Annotated in this window: 15 protein-coding genes; 6 read left to right on the top strand and 9 right to left on the bottom strand. The window is 40.0% G+C overall.

What is annotated here, in order from left to right; all coding sequences use genetic code 11:
• Positions 1-8 precede the first annotated feature (8 nt).
• From HDE68_RS02275 to HDE68_RS02250, 6 genes are all read right to left on the bottom strand, one after another.
• A complete protein-coding gene (locus tag HDE68_RS02275; RefSeq protein WP_183878494.1) occupies positions 9-1,415 on the bottom strand; it encodes an arylsulfatase in 1,407 nt (468 codons plus the stop codon).
• Between the two features lie 64 nt (positions 1,416-1,479).
• On the bottom strand, positions 1,480-3,138 hold the full coding sequence (locus tag HDE68_RS02270) for a RagB/SusD family nutrient uptake outer membrane protein (protein ID WP_183878492.1): 1,659 nt from the start codon (positions 3,136-3,138) through the stop codon (positions 1,480-1,482).
• A gap of 18 nt (positions 3,139-3,156) precedes the next feature.
• Positions 3,157-6,537 (bottom strand): TonB-dependent receptor, encoded by a 3,381-nt coding sequence (locus HDE68_RS02265; RefSeq protein WP_183878490.1) that lies wholly within the window; start codon positions 6,535-6,537, stop codon positions 3,157-3,159.
• Positions 6,538-6,706: 169 nt separating this feature from the next.
• Positions 6,707-7,879 (bottom strand): FecR family protein, encoded by a 1,173-nt coding sequence (locus HDE68_RS02260; protein ID WP_183878488.1) that lies wholly within the window; start codon positions 7,877-7,879, stop codon positions 6,707-6,709.
• 72 nt (positions 7,880-7,951) lie between these two features.
• Positions 7,952-8,566, bottom strand: coding sequence for an RNA polymerase sigma factor (locus HDE68_RS02255; RefSeq protein ID WP_183878486.1), 615 nt, complete (start codon positions 8,564-8,566; stop codon positions 7,952-7,954).
• A 407-nt stretch (positions 8,567-8,973) separates the two neighbouring features.
• Positions 8,974-9,363, bottom strand: coding sequence for a group III truncated hemoglobin (locus HDE68_RS02250; RefSeq protein WP_260171584.1), 390 nt, complete (start codon positions 9,361-9,363; stop codon positions 8,974-8,976).
• A 416-nt stretch (positions 9,364-9,779) separates the two neighbouring features.
• Between HDE68_RS02250 and HDE68_RS02245 the strand changes: the two genes are divergently transcribed.
• From HDE68_RS02245 to HDE68_RS02235, 3 genes are all read left to right on the top strand, one after another.
• Positions 9,780-9,938, top strand: coding sequence for a hypothetical protein (locus tag HDE68_RS02245; RefSeq protein WP_183878484.1), 159 nt, complete (start codon positions 9,780-9,782; stop codon positions 9,936-9,938).
• Positions 9,939-10,038: 100 nt separating this feature from the next.
• Positions 10,039-10,275, top strand: coding sequence for a hypothetical protein (locus HDE68_RS02240; RefSeq protein WP_183878481.1), 237 nt, complete (start codon positions 10,039-10,041; stop codon positions 10,273-10,275).
• Positions 10,276-10,303: 28 nt separating this feature from the next.
• The gene (locus tag HDE68_RS02235) at positions 10,304-10,687 is read left to right on the top strand and encodes a GreA/GreB family elongation factor (RefSeq protein ID WP_183878479.1); all 384 of its coding nucleotides are present in this window, start codon (positions 10,304-10,306) and stop codon (positions 10,685-10,687) included.
• A 54-nt stretch (positions 10,688-10,741) separates the two neighbouring features.
• Here the strand turns inward: HDE68_RS02235 and HDE68_RS02230 are convergent, their stop codons facing one another.
• Positions 10,742-10,984, bottom strand: coding sequence for a helix-turn-helix domain-containing protein (locus HDE68_RS02230; protein ID WP_183878477.1), 243 nt, complete (start codon positions 10,982-10,984; stop codon positions 10,742-10,744).
• 99 nt (positions 10,985-11,083) lie between these two features.
• Between HDE68_RS02230 and HDE68_RS02225 the strand changes: the two genes are divergently transcribed.
• Positions 11,084-11,395 carry a hypothetical protein gene (locus HDE68_RS02225; protein WP_183878475.1) on the top strand — a complete coding sequence of 104 codons (312 nt, stop codon included), beginning with the start codon at positions 11,084-11,086 and terminating at the stop codon, positions 11,393-11,395.
• 483 nt (positions 11,396-11,878) lie between these two features.
• Here the strand turns inward: HDE68_RS02225 and HDE68_RS02220 are convergent, their stop codons facing one another.
• A complete protein-coding gene (locus tag HDE68_RS02220) occupies positions 11,879-12,439 on the bottom strand; it encodes a hypothetical protein (RefSeq protein ID WP_183878473.1) in 561 nt (186 codons plus the stop codon).
• A gap of 167 nt (positions 12,440-12,606) precedes the next feature.
• Between HDE68_RS02220 and HDE68_RS02215 the strand changes: the two genes are divergently transcribed.
• Both HDE68_RS02215 and HDE68_RS02210 read left to right on the top strand, forming a co-directional pair.
• Positions 12,607-13,170 (top strand): Crp/Fnr family transcriptional regulator, encoded by a 564-nt coding sequence (locus HDE68_RS02215; protein WP_183878471.1) that lies wholly within the window; start codon positions 12,607-12,609, stop codon positions 13,168-13,170.
• 97 nt (positions 13,171-13,267) lie between these two features.
• Entirely contained in the window at positions 13,268-14,545 is a 1,278-nt protein-coding gene (locus HDE68_RS02210; RefSeq protein WP_183878468.1) for an adenylosuccinate synthase, read from the top strand.
• A 49-nt stretch (positions 14,546-14,594) separates the two neighbouring features.
• Here the strand turns inward: HDE68_RS02210 and HDE68_RS02205 are convergent, their stop codons facing one another.
• Positions 14,595-15,053: a serine hydrolase gene (locus HDE68_RS02205; RefSeq protein ID WP_183878466.1), complete on the bottom strand. Its 459-nt coding sequence runs from the start codon at positions 15,051-15,053 to the stop codon at positions 14,595-14,597.
• Positions 15,054-15,155: the final 102 nt, after the last annotated feature.

Genomic DNA, 15,155 nt, shown 5'->3' with positions numbered 1-15,155 from the left:
TTATAGCATTAATTTCTTTTAAAGTTCCATTCAGGAACATCTGACGGACGATGTGACTGATGGGCAATTTCTTCCAGCTGTCTGATCAGTATGGGCTTCTGAGCGGCAAGGTCATGACTTTCTTGCGGGTCGGTTTCCAGATTATATAATTCCCATTTTGAGGCTTCAGTATCGGCCTTGTTTTTCACAGCCTTCCATTTTCCTTTTCTGATAGCCTGCCGGCCACCGTCTTCATGAAATTCCCAGTATAAAAATTCATGCTGCTGCTGTTTACCTTTAGAAAGCAGCGTTGGCAAAATAGAAATGCCGTCTGTGTAAACCGGTACGGGCTGTTGGACCAGCTCAGCGAAAGTAGGCAGGAAGTCCCAGAAAGCCCCGGTTTGCTGTGTGCGTTTGCCCTTCCCGATTTTTCCCGGCCAGTAAACAATCATAGGTTCACGGATACCACCTTCATAAAGCGATCTCTTGATCCCTTTGAAACCACCGCTGCTATTAAAGAATCCGGGGTCGTTCCCACCTTCACGATGCGGCCCGTTATCACTGGTAAAAACGATGAGCGTATTTTTGTCTAAGCCAAGAGCCTTTAATTTCGCAACCACCTGTCCTACATAAGTATCCAGTGTAGTCACCATAGCTGCATAAGCTGCATGAGGATAGGCCTGCGGCTGATAACCATTGCCGTCCCATTCTTTTTTTATCGGCTTTGGCTGTTCATTAAAGGTCTTTTTATACTGTTCAAAATCTTCATTTCCTACAGGCAACTGCAAGCCGGCATGCGGCAGCGTATAAGACAAATACAGAAAAAATGGTTTAGCTTTATTCACTTCTATAAAGTTTAAAGCCTGTTTTTGAATAAGATCAGGCGCATATTCTTTCAGTTTGACCAGATCGTTGGCAAGGATAACTTTTTGAGTATTATCCCATAAATGTTCCGGAAAATAATTATGTGACTGACGCTGACAATTATAACCATAAAACCGATCAAAGCCCTGGTTTAACGGATCGCCAAATGAACCTGCAAAGCCTAAGCCCCATTTGCCGAAATCACCTGTGGTATAACCTGCTTTTTTGAATATTTTAGCGATAGTGATTGTGGAATCGGGCAATGGACGCTGACCTTCTGGATTAATCTCATAATTACCACGAATCGGCGTATGCCCGGTATGCTGCCCGGTCATTAAGGAAGACCTGGAAGGCGCACAGACCGAAGTACCAGCATAAAACTGCGTAAACAGCATTCCATTTTCCGCCAGCTGATCAATATTGGGCGTCCGGATCAGCTTTTGCCCGTAAGCTCCAGCATCACCATAACCCAGATCATCGGCCAGGATAAAAACGACATTAGGTTTCCCCTGTGCTTTCAGGGGATGGAAAGCAGTTAGCATCAAAAATATAAGTGCAGCGAGTTTCTTCATATTTAAATCCATTTTTCACAGACAAATCCCACCGGTATCAGGCAGGATTTGTCAAACCAGGTGCTTAGTACCCGGTGTTTTGTTTCAAGACTCCTTTTGACAGATCAATCTGTGTCTGAGGAACCGGCATCAGGTATAATTTATCTGTCCAGATACGTTGCTGTGCCTGGCTGTTTTTAATATTATTGATAGTCTTCATTACCTGAGGGGCAATTTTCCAGCGGCGGATATCCATATAACGCTGACCTTCCAGTGCTAATTCGACCCTGCGCTCATTCCGGATAAACGCCCTTAATGAACTCTGATCTGCATATTTAGCACGGTCTGTGACTGGCATCCCGGCACGTGTGCGAATCGCATCCAATGCCTCATAAACCGTCCCATCAGGTCCGCTAAGTTCATTTCTGGCTTCAGCATAAGTTAATAAAACTTCTGCATAACGGATTAAAATTACATTGGCATAATTATCCACCTGCTCACGGAAAATTACAGGATCAACCATTTTACGGAAATTATAACCTGTCTGGGACATATTCGAAGCACCTTCTACCCAGTTGAATTTATAATTATCTTCCATAGCTGTCCAGGGTGCATTTTCAAATAAAACCGTTGCATATAAACGTGGATCACGATTTTTGTATTCATTGGCAAAAGCAGGATCTTTAGCCAGGTATAAAGCTGCACGCTGTGCAGGATCAACCGGGGTCACAGCATCACCAGTTTTATAACTGCCATAACTATCAACCAGAGCCTGCGTAGGTGTTACCGAACTCCATCCGCCAATTGTACCCGGAGGCAAATAAGTATTAATTGAATTGGGATCTATTTGCTTAATATACTGACGGTCAAGGATAACTTCTGAATTACCGTTATTTTTCTGATAAAAAATGGACTCATAACTGCTCAGCCCCAAACGGAATTTATTCTCATCCGCTGCATCTGCAAAGTTTACCCATTTGCTATAGTCATCTGTGTTTCCCGAAGTAGTTACTTTAAATAGACTGTAACCTAAACCCATTACCTGACTGGCTGCATCAGCGGCCTGCTGCCACTGACCATCATATAGATAAGCTCTTGCTTTTAAGGCTAAAGCTGCCCCTTTGGTAATCCGGCCTTTTTCATTTGGTTTACCGCCTGCATAAGCCTGTGGTAAGATTTTAGCCACTGCATCCAGCTCATCTAAAACGAATTTCAGCACATCTGCCCTGGGCGTTTGCGGGATGTTCTCCTCACCGATAGCAACCACATGTGTGAGTAAAGGGACCGCCCCAAAGCGGCTCGACAGGTTGAAGTAATTGAAGGCCCTTAAAAAGCGTACTTCTGCCTTATAGCGCTCTAATAGGGTTTTGTCAATAACCGTTACCTTGTCTGCATTGTCAAGGAAATAATTGGCACGGCGAATCCCGATATAATCCCATCCATAACTTGTATTTGCCGAGGTAATTGCTCCCGAAGAAGCATCAGTTGCAAAGCTCTCCCAGGGATACTGCGCATGTGCATTGTCCGATGCCCCATCACAGTAAAATATGCCATAAGGCCCATCCACACCGGGAAGCTGATTATAAACCCCCATAACCGTTTTATAAACATCTGCCTCACTTTTCCAGAAAGTAGTTTCCGACAACTGGTCTAATGGTGGTCTTTCTAAAAAATCCTTTTTACAGGAAGTAATCGAGCTAATGGCTAATAATCCTGTAAGTATATATATTGATGATCTTCTCATTATCTTATTTTTTGATGATTAAAAACTTGCATTTAAACCCAGCGAATAGGTTTTAATCCCCGGATATCCGCCCCTGCCCGAACCAGATTCCGGATCATAATCAGCAAGACGTTTATCAGCCATAATCGTAAATGGATTATTGGTTGTACCATAAATTCTCAATCTGGACATGCCAAACTTCTTAGTCACCTGTTTTGGAAGGGTATATCCCAGGGTAATCCCTCTTACCCTGAAATATGCACCGCTAAACAACCAGAAAGATGAAGTCTGTGTATAATTCTGTCCACCAGCCGCTGAGGTTAAAATGCGTGGAAAGTCTGCATTAGGATTAGGGTTATCGACTGTCCATCGGTTTAACCACTGCTCTTTGACATTAGCCCCATTAAAAAACGGGAAAGCCGCTTCTTGTGACAAATAGGTTTTAACATTCGCTACCCCATAAGTAAGTACACTGAAATCAAAACCTTTATAACTGGCACTGATATTAAATCCGTAATTGAACCAGGGCACATCGTTACCCAGTACTTTACGGTCCAGTGCATCAATCTTACCGTCACCATTCAGGTCTTTATATTTAATATCACCAGGGCCTGTAGCAGCCGACTGAAAAGCATGATTTTTCACATCGGCAGCATCTGCAAAAAGACCATCGGCCTCCAGTCCATAATAGGAGCCTATCGACTCCCCTATGCGCTGAATATAGGGATCAGAAAGATTATCTCTGCCGTCGCCTAATTTGGTAATCTTATTCTTGATGATCGAGAAGTTACCATTAATGCTATAACTGAAATCGTTACCAATTTTATTGTTATGGGTAAAGCCAAATTCAAATCCTCTGTTTTGTGTGGATGCTGCATTGATTAAAGGCAAACCTGTATTTCTCGCATCTGTTGTACTGGTATTTACACCAATAGTTTCGAGTGTGGACACCCTGAGCAGCAGATCTTTTGTGTTTTTCACATAATAGTCGGCAGTAATATCCAGCTTTCCATGAAATAAACTCATATCCACACCAAAATCAGTCATGTAAACCTTTTCCCAGGTTGCTAAAGGATTAGGGATCTTTCCCTGCCAGGTACCGTCCTGCGCGCTGCCTTCAAAACTATATTGATAACCTGTGTTGATGAGTCCGAAATAGTTTCCTACAGGTACAACATCCTGGTTTCCCAGTGAGCCATAAGAACCACGTAGTTTCAGATTGCTGATCCAGCTGATATCTTTCATAAAATCCTCTTTTGACATATTCCATCCAGCAGAGAAAGATGGGAATACCGCTCTGCGGATATCACTGCGAAAACGGGAAGAATAATCGATACGGGTATTGACTTCAAATAAGTACTTGTCGTTAAAAGTATAGTTGAAACGCCCAAATACAGAACGCATGGCCCATTCTGTCTGGCCGCTTCTGTTGGCTTGTCCGTCATCGTCCGAATTGATATCCTCTGCATTGGAAGAACCGCTCCCTACAGTGGTCATATCATTGTTAGGGAAGTTTTTCCGGCCTACAAAAGCAGTTCTGTAAACATTGCTTTCCTGGCTTCCGCCTATAGTGATCTTTCCATAATGTTTACCAAAAGTGCGTTCATAATTTGCTGTTCCCTGCACCAGAAATTCCCTTCTTTTCCGGTAATATTCTTTCATATCATTGACCGTATTTGCAGTACTGATAATCGGTGCACCAGTTAAAAAGTTGTTGATCGGAGCGGTTGTACTTTTGAAAGTATTGGAGTTTCCATCTGTGAATTTGAAAGAGGTTAACCCTGTAACAGACAATCCTTTTAAAGGGGTTAAAACAATATTTGCCGCCGTTTGAAGATAATTATCCCGGTCCCAGCTCCAGCCGCCTTCCTGAATAGAACGGGCCTGATTACGGCCTGCAGTCTGAGAATTGACTACGCCATTGTCCATACTTCCCCATTCTCCGTTACTCTGGCGAAATACCGAGGTCGGTAAAGAACGGTTTAATTCTACCCAGCTCATATCGCCCTGACGATCAAAGTTCTGGCTGGTAAAAGAAAGATTAGTCCCAAATTTCAGGATATCCGGCACGATAACGCTTTCTGTATTTAATTTACCGCCTACCCTGCTTTGTTTTTTATCCGGGATTAAGGATTCCTGTGTCAGGTAATTCAAGCCCAAATAACTGCTTGTCGTTTTACCCGGCGAGTTTACATTTAAACTGATATTACTTTGCGGGGCAGTTTTGCGTAAAACCTGGTCATACCAGTTGGTATTGGGATATAAATCGGGCTGAGAGCCATCCTGATAAGCCTGAATTTGTGCTGGTGTGAAAAGTGGTTTACCACCCGCATTTGTTCTGGCCTCATTGTATAAATTGGCGTAATCTACCGATCCTACGTATTTTGGAAGAAAAGTGGCTTTCTGAAAACCATAATCGGCATTCAATTCTACCACTGTCTTATCCCCGCCACCACGTTTAGTAGTTACCATAATCACTCCGTTTGCAGCTCTTGATCCATATAATGCAGCTGAAGAAGCATCTTTTAAAATGGAAACACTTGCAATATCATTCGGATTCAGGGCCGAAAACTCTACTGAGGTTGAGGGAATTCCATCCACAATATACATCGGGGTCCCGTTACCCTGCAAACTGCTTCTGCCCCGGATTGAGACCCCGCCAGATCCGCTTGAAGTACCGTCAGATGTACGGCTTACATCTCCAGGCCTTTGTAAAACAGTTAAACCCGGAGAAATTCCCTGCAATGCATTTTGCATAGAAGTAACCGGTCTGTCTTTTAATTCTTTAGGGCTTATCGTTGCAATTGCACCTGTTAAACTGCTTTTCTTTTGAGTACCATAAGCAACAACCACTACTTCAGACAGGTTACTTGCCTGTACAGCAAGCTTAATCATTAGCGGATTACCCGAACCTGCGCTGACCTCCTGGGTGATATATCCTAAATAAGAGATAACCAGGATTGCCTTTTCATCAACATTAGCAATTTTAAATTGCCCGTTAACATCTGTAATACCTCCCAAAGCAGTTCCTTTGACTTTAACGGTCGCACCTGGAATAGCCAGTCCTGCTTCATCAACTACTTTACCCGTAACATTGATATTTGCTTTGGTGGCCCAAGGTGTGTGGATTACTGCCCTTTTTTCCTGTACAACTATTGTTTTTGCAGTAATTGTATATTCAAGTAACTGGTTAGCAAATATTTGCTGGAGCGCATCTTCAAGACTCGCCTCTTTAACCTCTATGTTTACCGGTTTGGCAAGCTTCAGATCTTTTCGGATGAAGAACACATCATATCCGCTTTGCGTTTTTATTTCATTCAGAATTTTTTCAAGCGGGGCATTTTTACGCGATAAAGTAATGCGGTTTTGAGCAAAAGCCAGCGCATTAAGCTGTAAGACAGCCGTTAAAACTATGATCATAGTAACCTTCGCAGCCCGAAGAATTTTTTGATTCCTACAGGGCTTCCTGTAAGAATTAAAAGCTAGAATCTCATACATTGTTTTGGTTGGTTTGACGATTACCTTATTGAGGTTCAGTAACCGGGTTTAGTTGATAATTTTGTTTTTTTGTCTTGTTTTTTAGTAGAGGTTATGACATCACTATAATCCTCCTTCCTTCGACCTTAAATTTCATTTTCCGGGTGATTTCCAGAATCTTAATGACTTCTGCCAGGCTTTTCGATCTGGAGATTGTGCCGCCAAAAGAGATATTATCGAACTTTCCCTGATAGCTGATCGAGACATTGTACCATCTGCCCAGTTTGCGCATAGATACTTCCAGGTCTTCATCTTCAAAAGTGAAATAACCATTTTTCCACGCCACAACATGATTGACATCGACCTGATCAACATGAAAAGAAGCTTGTTTTAAAGTAGCCTGCTCTCCGGGTTTTAAGCATTTTGACATGCTTTCATTTTGCTGACTGCCTGTTTTGGATACGCGGACAATACCTTCTAAAAGCGTGGTTTTTATAGCATTTTCTTCTTTATAGGCATTGACATTAAAATGGGTACCTAAAACCTGTACCTGCTGCTGATCGGTAACAACTATAAATGGTCTTTTTTTATCTTTTGAGACTTCAAAATATCCTTCGCCAGTGAGTTGGACTCTCCGCTCATTACCCGCAAACTGTGTGGGATATTTAAGAGAAGAAGCTGCATTGAGCCAGACTTTTGTTCCATCCGGCAGATTAACCTGATATTGTCCGCCCATTGGGGTTTCAATGGTATTAAACTGTAAAGCCTGATCAGCGGAATTGGCAACAGCCGATTTTTTTACCGTATAAATCAACTGCCCCTTTGCCGTCTTGGTCACAACAATGCCTGATTGTTCAGCAATTTCACCGGTAGCCGTATCTGTTAAACTGATCTTCTGACCATTGGCCAGGGTTAATATTGCTTTATCACCTCCTGGTTTAATCGCCGATATGGCCAGGCTGTTCTTTTTTGACTGATCAGCTGGTGATTTGAGCATCGTACCATACAATACAAGACCGGATACCAGCAATACTATAGCTGCTGCTAAAAAAGAATATTTCAGTTTAGTAATTTTTCGCTTGGGGTGCCGGATATCCAACCGGTCACTGATTGCTTTATTCAGGTATGCTCCAGGATTGCCCGATGTCCCCGCTATAGTAAGTTCAGTATCGTCAAAAGAGTTATACCATGTATCAAACGCAATTTTCTCTTCTGCTGTAATTGTCCCCCTACGCCACTTTTCAGCTAGTTCTGATATTTTTTCCTTGTCCTGATTGGAACTCATTTTAATGGCTGTTTAATAGATAGCCAATTCAAATCAGTAAATCCCTTAGTCCATGATGATCTTTTTTGTTTTTTAAAAGAAAAGCACAGATTTAGCTATTTCTGCTAAGTAGCCGAACCTGATACGGATAGTTTTTCTGGCTTTGGAAAGATGGGCCTCCACTGTTTTCTCTGCTATATTCAGTTCTTCTGCAATCTGTTTTTGAGAATATCCTTCTTCATGTTTAAGTTTAAAAACAAGCAGGCATTTTTCGGGCAATACTTTTATAGTTAAAGCTAACTGGCTCTGCAGCTCGTTGAAATCCAGCTGATCTGAAGTAGATTCATCAGCTAACGGACTGAGCAAGGAGACTTCTTTTTTCAATCTGTTCTCCCTGTTTTTTCTGGCCATCCGGTTGATGACTTCAAATTTAACTGCTACAGCAAAGTAATTCTGAAATCCTTTGGTCAGTTCAAAACTGTGACGCTTTCTCCAGAGATTACAAAAGATGTCCTGTACAATCTCTTCTGTTTCATAAGTATCACCAGTTCTATGTTTTGCAACAACATAAAGTCTTTCCCAATATCTTTTATAGATTTCATTAAAGGCAGCTTCATCACCAGCCTTCATCATTACAGCAAGCTCTTGATCCGCAAGGATAGTATAAGATTGACGTAAAGGCCACAGATAAAAAGCTTTTTTATTCATTTGCATATCTCATCTGCCAAAGAGGTTCACTGATCATTGACCCGAAAAAGGTCTAGAAATAGAGTACCTGGTCAGGACTGTTTTTTAGGCTGATCTTTGATCCGTATCAGATAATCCGTATCAGGTGCCGAACTAATATACCGGCAAGCAGATCGACTAAAAAGCTTTAGAACTACGCAAACGCTTGCATAAAGGGCATTAATGCAGAGAATTTAAGGGTTGTTTTTGCCCCAAGAGATACAAAATCAAGGTAAAATCAAGTTAATTAAGGTGTCTTTAACGATTTGAAGACAAGAGAGAGATTTGGCTGTTAAATTTCAGCACAAACGTTTGTTTTGAGCTGATAAGGCAATTTTTAACGCATAAAGCTATTTCAAGGTTATGCTAAAAACACAGGCTGTCCGGAATTATACAACTACCCGGGATGAACCACCATTTATGCCACTTAAACGCTGCAGAAACATTTTGGCCATTAGCTGAGCCCTGTTTTTAGCGTCTGATGCCATTTCCCCTTCAAAATCTCCATCGATTGTTTCATTGAAAAGTGTTAACCACCTTTCGAAATGTCTGGCATCAATAGCTAAAGGAGCATGTTTGGCAAATGGATTACCGCGAAAACCGGGAACACCAAATAATGCAGCATTCCAAAATCTGTACATCTGTTGGAGATGAGGTGCCCAATCCTGAATGGCACCCGCGAAAACAGGACCTACCAAATCATCCTGTTGTATTTTTCCGTAAAATTTATCCACGAATAAAACGATGTCTTCCAGATTTTTGATGTCAGCCTTCATCATGCAAATTTACAGAAGAAGAAGGAATGAACGGCTGATTACCTTAAATATAACCCTTTGATGAGATTTCAGAAAGAGGCAATTATATTCTAATGACAAAATCAATGCAAAAAACATAGTTATGTAACAAAGTCAGGAGAAATAAATATTAGCTAAAGAAATATTTGTTTTTGTGATTTAAAAGCAGAGATTTGTTCCAATGGGTTTATTAAGGCAAATATTTCACAGCATAAAATGGCTGGCAGCATTAAAGATGCAGCCTGTCCGTGTTGTACAACGCCGTCCCGTTTCTTACAATTCAAATTCAGGGTACTTCTTCCTAAAAAATAGCAAAGACTTTATTCAGTAAGTCCCGGCCCCCGCTCAGGTTTGGGGCCAATGATCAGGCTTTATTTTTTATATCTTAATTTATTTTGTTAATGAAAACAATCCATACACACAGCTCTATTTATGCAATGCTCGAAATCTCTTTTACAACAGAGATGCGCGCTGCATTTGCTATGTATTGCCAAATGGTTTCTATTCATTGTCATTTCGGATTCTTCTCCCAAACTACCAGTAAGGACTTTATTAAATAAGCCCCGACCATATTCTGGTTTGGGGCCTTCAGGAAAATCACGAAGCTTTTGAATTCTCTCTGACAGCTTCAATCTCTTTTTTACTGAATTAATGTTTCTTATGATCAATAAATTTAAATCCATATCGTGGGTCGGCTTAGGCTTGATATGTGTTTTTGGCTTAAATGTTACACTTATACTTGCTGCATTACTACTGGATTACCTGTTGCTGGATATTCTGGCGTTCCTGGTCTCTGTATTCCAGTTATTCCTGTATCAGAAATTGAATCCTGAGAAGTGGAAATTCAAAATCCACAGCAAAATACTCAATCTCAAAAAATCGCATTCTGCGAACTAATAAATAATACAAACAATAAACAACTGATATGAAAACGGAACAATTAATGATCGTTAAAAAAGAACTGGATCTGTTAAAGAAACATCTTAAGGATTCTAATCTTTCTGAATACAATAAAAATCAATTACTTGCGGAACTGGGTTCAGCAAAAATCGTTAAGGAAGATGAATTACCGGAAGACGCCGTATGTATCGGATCTGAGGTTGAAATTCAGGAGGTAGTCAGCGAAAGAAAATATACTTTCCAAATTGTATTACCAGCAGAAGCTAATATGAAAGAGAATAAAATGTCTGTTTTTGCGCCCATTGGAACAGCATTACTCGGTTATCGTGTAGGCGCACAGGTGCAATGGGAAATGCCAAATGGGATGAAAACATTTGATATTTTAAAAGTAAGCCATAAAAGGATATAACCTGAAAATAAGTTCTGAAAAGCTCAAATACTCTTCATGGATGTTTGGGCTTTTTTATTCTCCCTCAAATAAGGCCGCTACAGTTTTGTCAAGATGTTTAGCCAAAATACTGAGCATGGTAATATTAGTATCTACTTTTCCGTTTTCATAATCGCCTATTTGCTTTTCTGAAATTTGTGTAAAAAAGGACAATTCAGCAATAGTTAACCCTTTCAATTTTCGATAGCGTCGTATATTATTGCCAACGATTTTTATCAGCTCGTCATTTCTTCTAAATCTGTTAATCGTTTGACCCATGGAGGGTACTAAAGAATGGATATTTTGTTCAAATAAAAACTACTCTAGAGTTATTTTTTGATATTAATTTTATATTTTTAGTCAACCAAATTTTTGATTATGGAAATAGTCCCTGATCCAGCCTGTCTACCAGACGATAAGCAACATATACAGTTCCAGATTATAATTGAAGAATTATATGGGAAATGGAGAACCGGATACTATAATTCGATTGAGCAAGCAGTTTACGAACATGTTACTGATGATAATGGGAAAGAAAAAGTTATCATTCACGATATCGTAGCAGATGTTGTCCGCTGGTTACCCATCAACGAACAACGTCCCGCTCATTGGCGGAATATTATCGCACGGGAGCAAAAAGTTATTTCTATCTGGTCAGCATTGCACAATAAAAAAAATATAAATAGTTAATAAAAATGACCAATTATAATTAGGGCTCCGGTTCTAGCAGACCGGGGCTTTTTCTGTTTCCTGATTAAACTAAAGATAAGTCTTTGGATATTATTTCTTCTTAATATCCTTCGGATTGTTTTCTAATCTTCTTCTATCAAACTGGCTATCTATCACTTAATTCAAAACATTAATTAATATCCTTGTGAATCCTGCTGATATTATCCCGGTTTCTGCTGTAAAAAAGAGCCATCTTTTATGTTAAAAAGCGTTCAAACAAGCCAATCACAAAGCACTGACAATCAATGTAGTAAGCGTACCTTGTCCAGACATCGTTCGAAGCTCATTCAGGATTGCTTCAGACCCCGTCCGATTTTTATCGGATAAACACTGAATTTAAAGTGAATTACTTTTTAAATAAAAATTAAATAGTCAAGTTTGACCACCTTATTTGACTAGCTTATCCTATTGATCAGACAGCTTATGAAGAGCCAAATATTCCAATTAGCTATGCTGCCAGCACCTGCCTCCACCAGAAACGACACGTTTACAATATCCTCCGGCTTTAGTTCTTGCCCCGCATATCGATGAACTTGGTTTTGTACTGCCACCATTTGAGCCTGAGCCACCAGATCCAGCATTATAATTGCCATAGGTCATTGATTTTTGCTCTGATTTAATATTATATAATAAATTAAAACTGTTATAACCTAAATCACCATAGATTACTTCATTATTCTTTAAGATATAGGCACTAATATCCTGATAAATGCCATTGGTTGTTTTGATACTGAGCTTCAGTTCTGCATCACTAATTTTTTCTAAAGGGTAACTCCATTTCCCATTAGGATTAATTACCGTCTTAATGCTTTTATTTTTATCCAGGAATTGAATTTCACAAGCAGTACAAGTTACCTCATAAGCGTAAACATCCGTTTCTGTTTTAACTATCGGCTCTGGCTCTTGACTTTCTTTGCTACATGAAGAACAAAATATGGCTAACAGGAAAAGGAATAGAGGTAAAAGCTGGTTTATTCTTTTTTTTCTTTCGTAGAATTCGCGCATAAATCTTATTATTAAATTATCTGATGGTTTAAAAATCAAAAATATACACAGTTATAATTCTTTCTTTACGGAAACCCATAAACCTTGAAATCATATAAAAATCTACGTATTTCTTATTTTTTGCCAAATGGCAATTTTTGTTTAGCCCAGACTGATTAACTTTGGGTATGGAAGAATTAATTAGTTACCTCCTTCAGTTTGGAAATCTCAATCAGGAGCAGATCGCAATGATTCAGTCCAAAGCAAAACTAAAAACCATACCTAAAGGGGCATACTTTTCACAGGCAGGTAAGATAGCTGATAAAATAGGATACATCACAGAAGGCGTATTCAGGGTCTGTTATTATGATAAAGCCGGTGAAGGATATACCCGTTACTTTGTTTATGAAAATCGTTTTGTAGCCGATATCAACAGTTTCCGTGACGAAGTTCCATCTGCAGAATATATTGAGGCTGTTACAGACTGTAAGCTGCTGGTATTTTCCAAAGAAGGATTTGAAGACCTTTCCAATACCATTACTGGCTGGAGTGATATCTTTTTAAAGATCACCTCGTATGTGATGGAAAACAAAATGAAAGCCAGCAGTAATATGCTGGTTCAGGATGCACATACCCGCTACCTCCATTTTCTGGAGCACTATCCAGGTCTGGCTAACCGTGTCCCGCTTTCCATGCTGGCTTCCTATCTTGGAATTACTGCATCCTCACTGAGCCGCATCAGAAAAAAATAACTTATTTGCTTTTTTGTCATTTGGCAATTGATAGCGCTCAGGTTATACCCAACTTTGCTTTCGTAAAAAGATGCATATCAATTAAATAAATTAGACAATGGCTGTTGATGTTTTATTAGGCCTCCAGTGGGGCGATGAAGGTAAAGGGAAAATTGTGGATGTTTTAAGTCCTGATTATGATTTAATTGCCCGTTTTCAGGGTGGCCCGAATGCTGGTCATACCTTAGAATTTGAAGGTAAAAAATTCGTTTTGAATACCATTCCTTCGGGCATATTCTTTGAAAACACCATGAACCTGATTGGAAATGGTGTGGTTATAGATCCGGTTGCACTGAAAAAGGAGCTGGAGAGTTTAAAAGGCGCAGGACATGATCTGCTGGCTAAAAAGAACCTGATGATTGCAAAAAAAGCACATCTGATCTTACCTACGCACAGGCTGTTGGATGCAGCCTCAGAAAAAAGAATGGGCGATAGCAAAATTGGCTCTACACTTAAGGGTATTGGCCCTGCATATATGGATAAAACCGGTCGCAACGGTCTGCGTCTGGGAGATTTCACTTTACCGGACTTTAAAGAACGATACCATAAACTGGTTAACAAACACAAGTATATACTCCAGTTATTGTACAGTGAAATCATTGATTTCAGGGAGCAGGAAAAAGAATTTTTCCAGGCGCTTGATTTGATCAGCCAGTTTCCATTAGTTGATTCAGAGCATGTAGTCAATGACTATCTAAAAAAAGGTAAAAAGATATTGGCTGAGGGCGCGCAGGGTACACTATTAGATATTGACTTTGGCTCCTACCCATTTGTAACCTCTTCAAATACTACCACAGCAGGTGCCTGTACCGGATTGGGTATTGCGCCTAACCAGATTGGCGAAGTGATTGGTGTTTTTAAAGCTTACTGTACAAGGGTAGGTGGCGGTCCCTTCCCCACCGAACTAGATAACGAAACAGGAGAAGAATTACGATTTAAAGGCCATGAATTTGGCGCGATAACCGGAAGGTCAAGACGCACCGGATGGATCGATCTGCCAGCATTAAAATATGCAATTATGATTAATGGGGTTAACCAGCTAGTCATGACTAAAGCAGATGTATTGCGTGGATTTGAGCAGATCTATGCCTGCACACATTATCATTACAATGGTGAAGTAATCGACTATATGCCTTATGATATTCATGCGATTCAACCCGTACCAGTATTACAGGAAATTGATGGCTGGCAGGAAGATATAACTGGTATAACAGCAGCAGACCAGATACCTGCAAACCTGAATACTTATATAAAATTTTTAGAAAAGGAATTAGGTGTACCTGTCAAATATCTTTCTGTTGGTCCGGATAGAAAACAAACCCTGATTTTGAATTAGGGATCAATTAAGCCGGTGATTTTTTTCACCGGCTTTTGTATTTAAAAAACTATAATTTCTCGAAAATCCTTACCCCTGCGGTATCGGTTTCAACATTAGAATTGGAAAGGACGATCACCGCTGTCTTTTTATTCAAATCCATCATGATAAAACTTCTGCTTCCGCCAGTTGATCCGTTATGCCAGTAATAAGCCTCATCTGCTGATTGAATAATATGCCAGCCTAAACCAACTATAGTTCCTTTGGAGAAAGTAACCTGATGTGTAAGCTCAACTGCTTTTGATAAATCAGTATTTTTATTCTCCATATTATTTTTCGCATAAATCAGCAAATCATTCAAAGAAGAACGAAGACCTCCGGCAACAACCAGTGCATCAAGATCCCAGGCTTTAATTTCTACCCCTTCATCATTATAGACTTTAGTGAAACGCTTTGTAAATTCAGTTTTTTTTGTGCTGCTTTGTGCGCCCGTCAATAAAGGCATCAAAGTCAGCAATAGGACCAGCATCTAGCAGCCTATCAGGGTTAATGCCCTATAAAAATGCCCCCGGATAATATTTCAATCCGGGGGCATGACAGGAATTTGATTTTCTATTATAGAATAGCAAAC

Origin of the sequence: Pedobacter cryoconitis (assembly GCF_014200605.1) — a bacterium.
Classification (GTDB): Bacteria; Bacteroidota; Bacteroidia; order Sphingobacteriales; family Sphingobacteriaceae; genus Pedobacter; species Pedobacter cryoconitis_B.
The sequence above is the reverse complement of the archived record's forward strand: the minus strand, read 5'-3'. Positions and strand labels throughout refer to the sequence as shown.

Excerpts from the sequence above, each read along its gene's own strand:
- HDE68_RS02275 (WP_183878494.1), bottom strand. The coding sequence starts at position 1,415 with ATGAAGAAACTCGCTGCACTTATATTTTTGATGCTAACTGCTTTCCAT.
- HDE68_RS02270 (WP_183878492.1), bottom strand. The coding sequence starts at position 3,138 with ATGAGAAGATCATCAATATATATACTTACAGGATTATTAGCCATTAGC.
- HDE68_RS02265 (WP_183878490.1), bottom strand. The coding sequence starts at position 6,537 with ATGATCATAGTTTTAACGGCTGTCTTACAGCTTAATGCGCTGGCTTTT.
- HDE68_RS02260 (WP_183878488.1), bottom strand. The coding sequence starts at position 7,879 with ATGAGTTCCAATCAGGACAAGGAAAAAATATCAGAACTAGCTGAAAAG.
- HDE68_RS02255 (WP_183878486.1), bottom strand. The coding sequence starts at position 8,566 with ATGAATAAAAAAGCTTTTTATCTGTGGCCTTTACGTCAATCTTATACT.
- HDE68_RS02250 (WP_260171584.1), bottom strand. The coding sequence starts at position 9,363 with ATGATGAAGGCTGACATCAAAAATCTGGAAGACATCGTTTTATTCGTG.
- HDE68_RS02245 (WP_183878484.1), top strand. The coding sequence starts at position 9,780 with ATGAAAACAATCCATACACACAGCTCTATTTATGCAATGCTCGAAATC.
- HDE68_RS02240 (WP_183878481.1), top strand. The coding sequence starts at position 10,039 with ATGATCAATAAATTTAAATCCATATCGTGGGTCGGCTTAGGCTTGATA.
- HDE68_RS02235 (WP_183878479.1), top strand. The coding sequence starts at position 10,304 with ATGAAAACGGAACAATTAATGATCGTTAAAAAAGAACTGGATCTGTTA.
- HDE68_RS02230 (WP_183878477.1), bottom strand. The coding sequence starts at position 10,984 with ATGGGTCAAACGATTAACAGATTTAGAAGAAATGACGAGCTGATAAAA.
- HDE68_RS02225 (WP_183878475.1), top strand. The coding sequence starts at position 11,084 with ATGGAAATAGTCCCTGATCCAGCCTGTCTACCAGACGATAAGCAACAT.
- HDE68_RS02220 (WP_183878473.1), bottom strand. The coding sequence starts at position 12,439 with ATGCGCGAATTCTACGAAAGAAAAAAAAGAATAAACCAGCTTTTACCT.
- HDE68_RS02215 (WP_183878471.1), top strand. The coding sequence starts at position 12,607 with ATGGAAGAATTAATTAGTTACCTCCTTCAGTTTGGAAATCTCAATCAG.
- HDE68_RS02210 (WP_183878468.1), top strand. The coding sequence starts at position 13,268 with ATGGCTGTTGATGTTTTATTAGGCCTCCAGTGGGGCGATGAAGGTAAA.
- HDE68_RS02205 (WP_183878466.1), bottom strand. The coding sequence starts at position 15,053 with ATGCTGGTCCTATTGCTGACTTTGATGCCTTTATTGACGGGCGCACAA.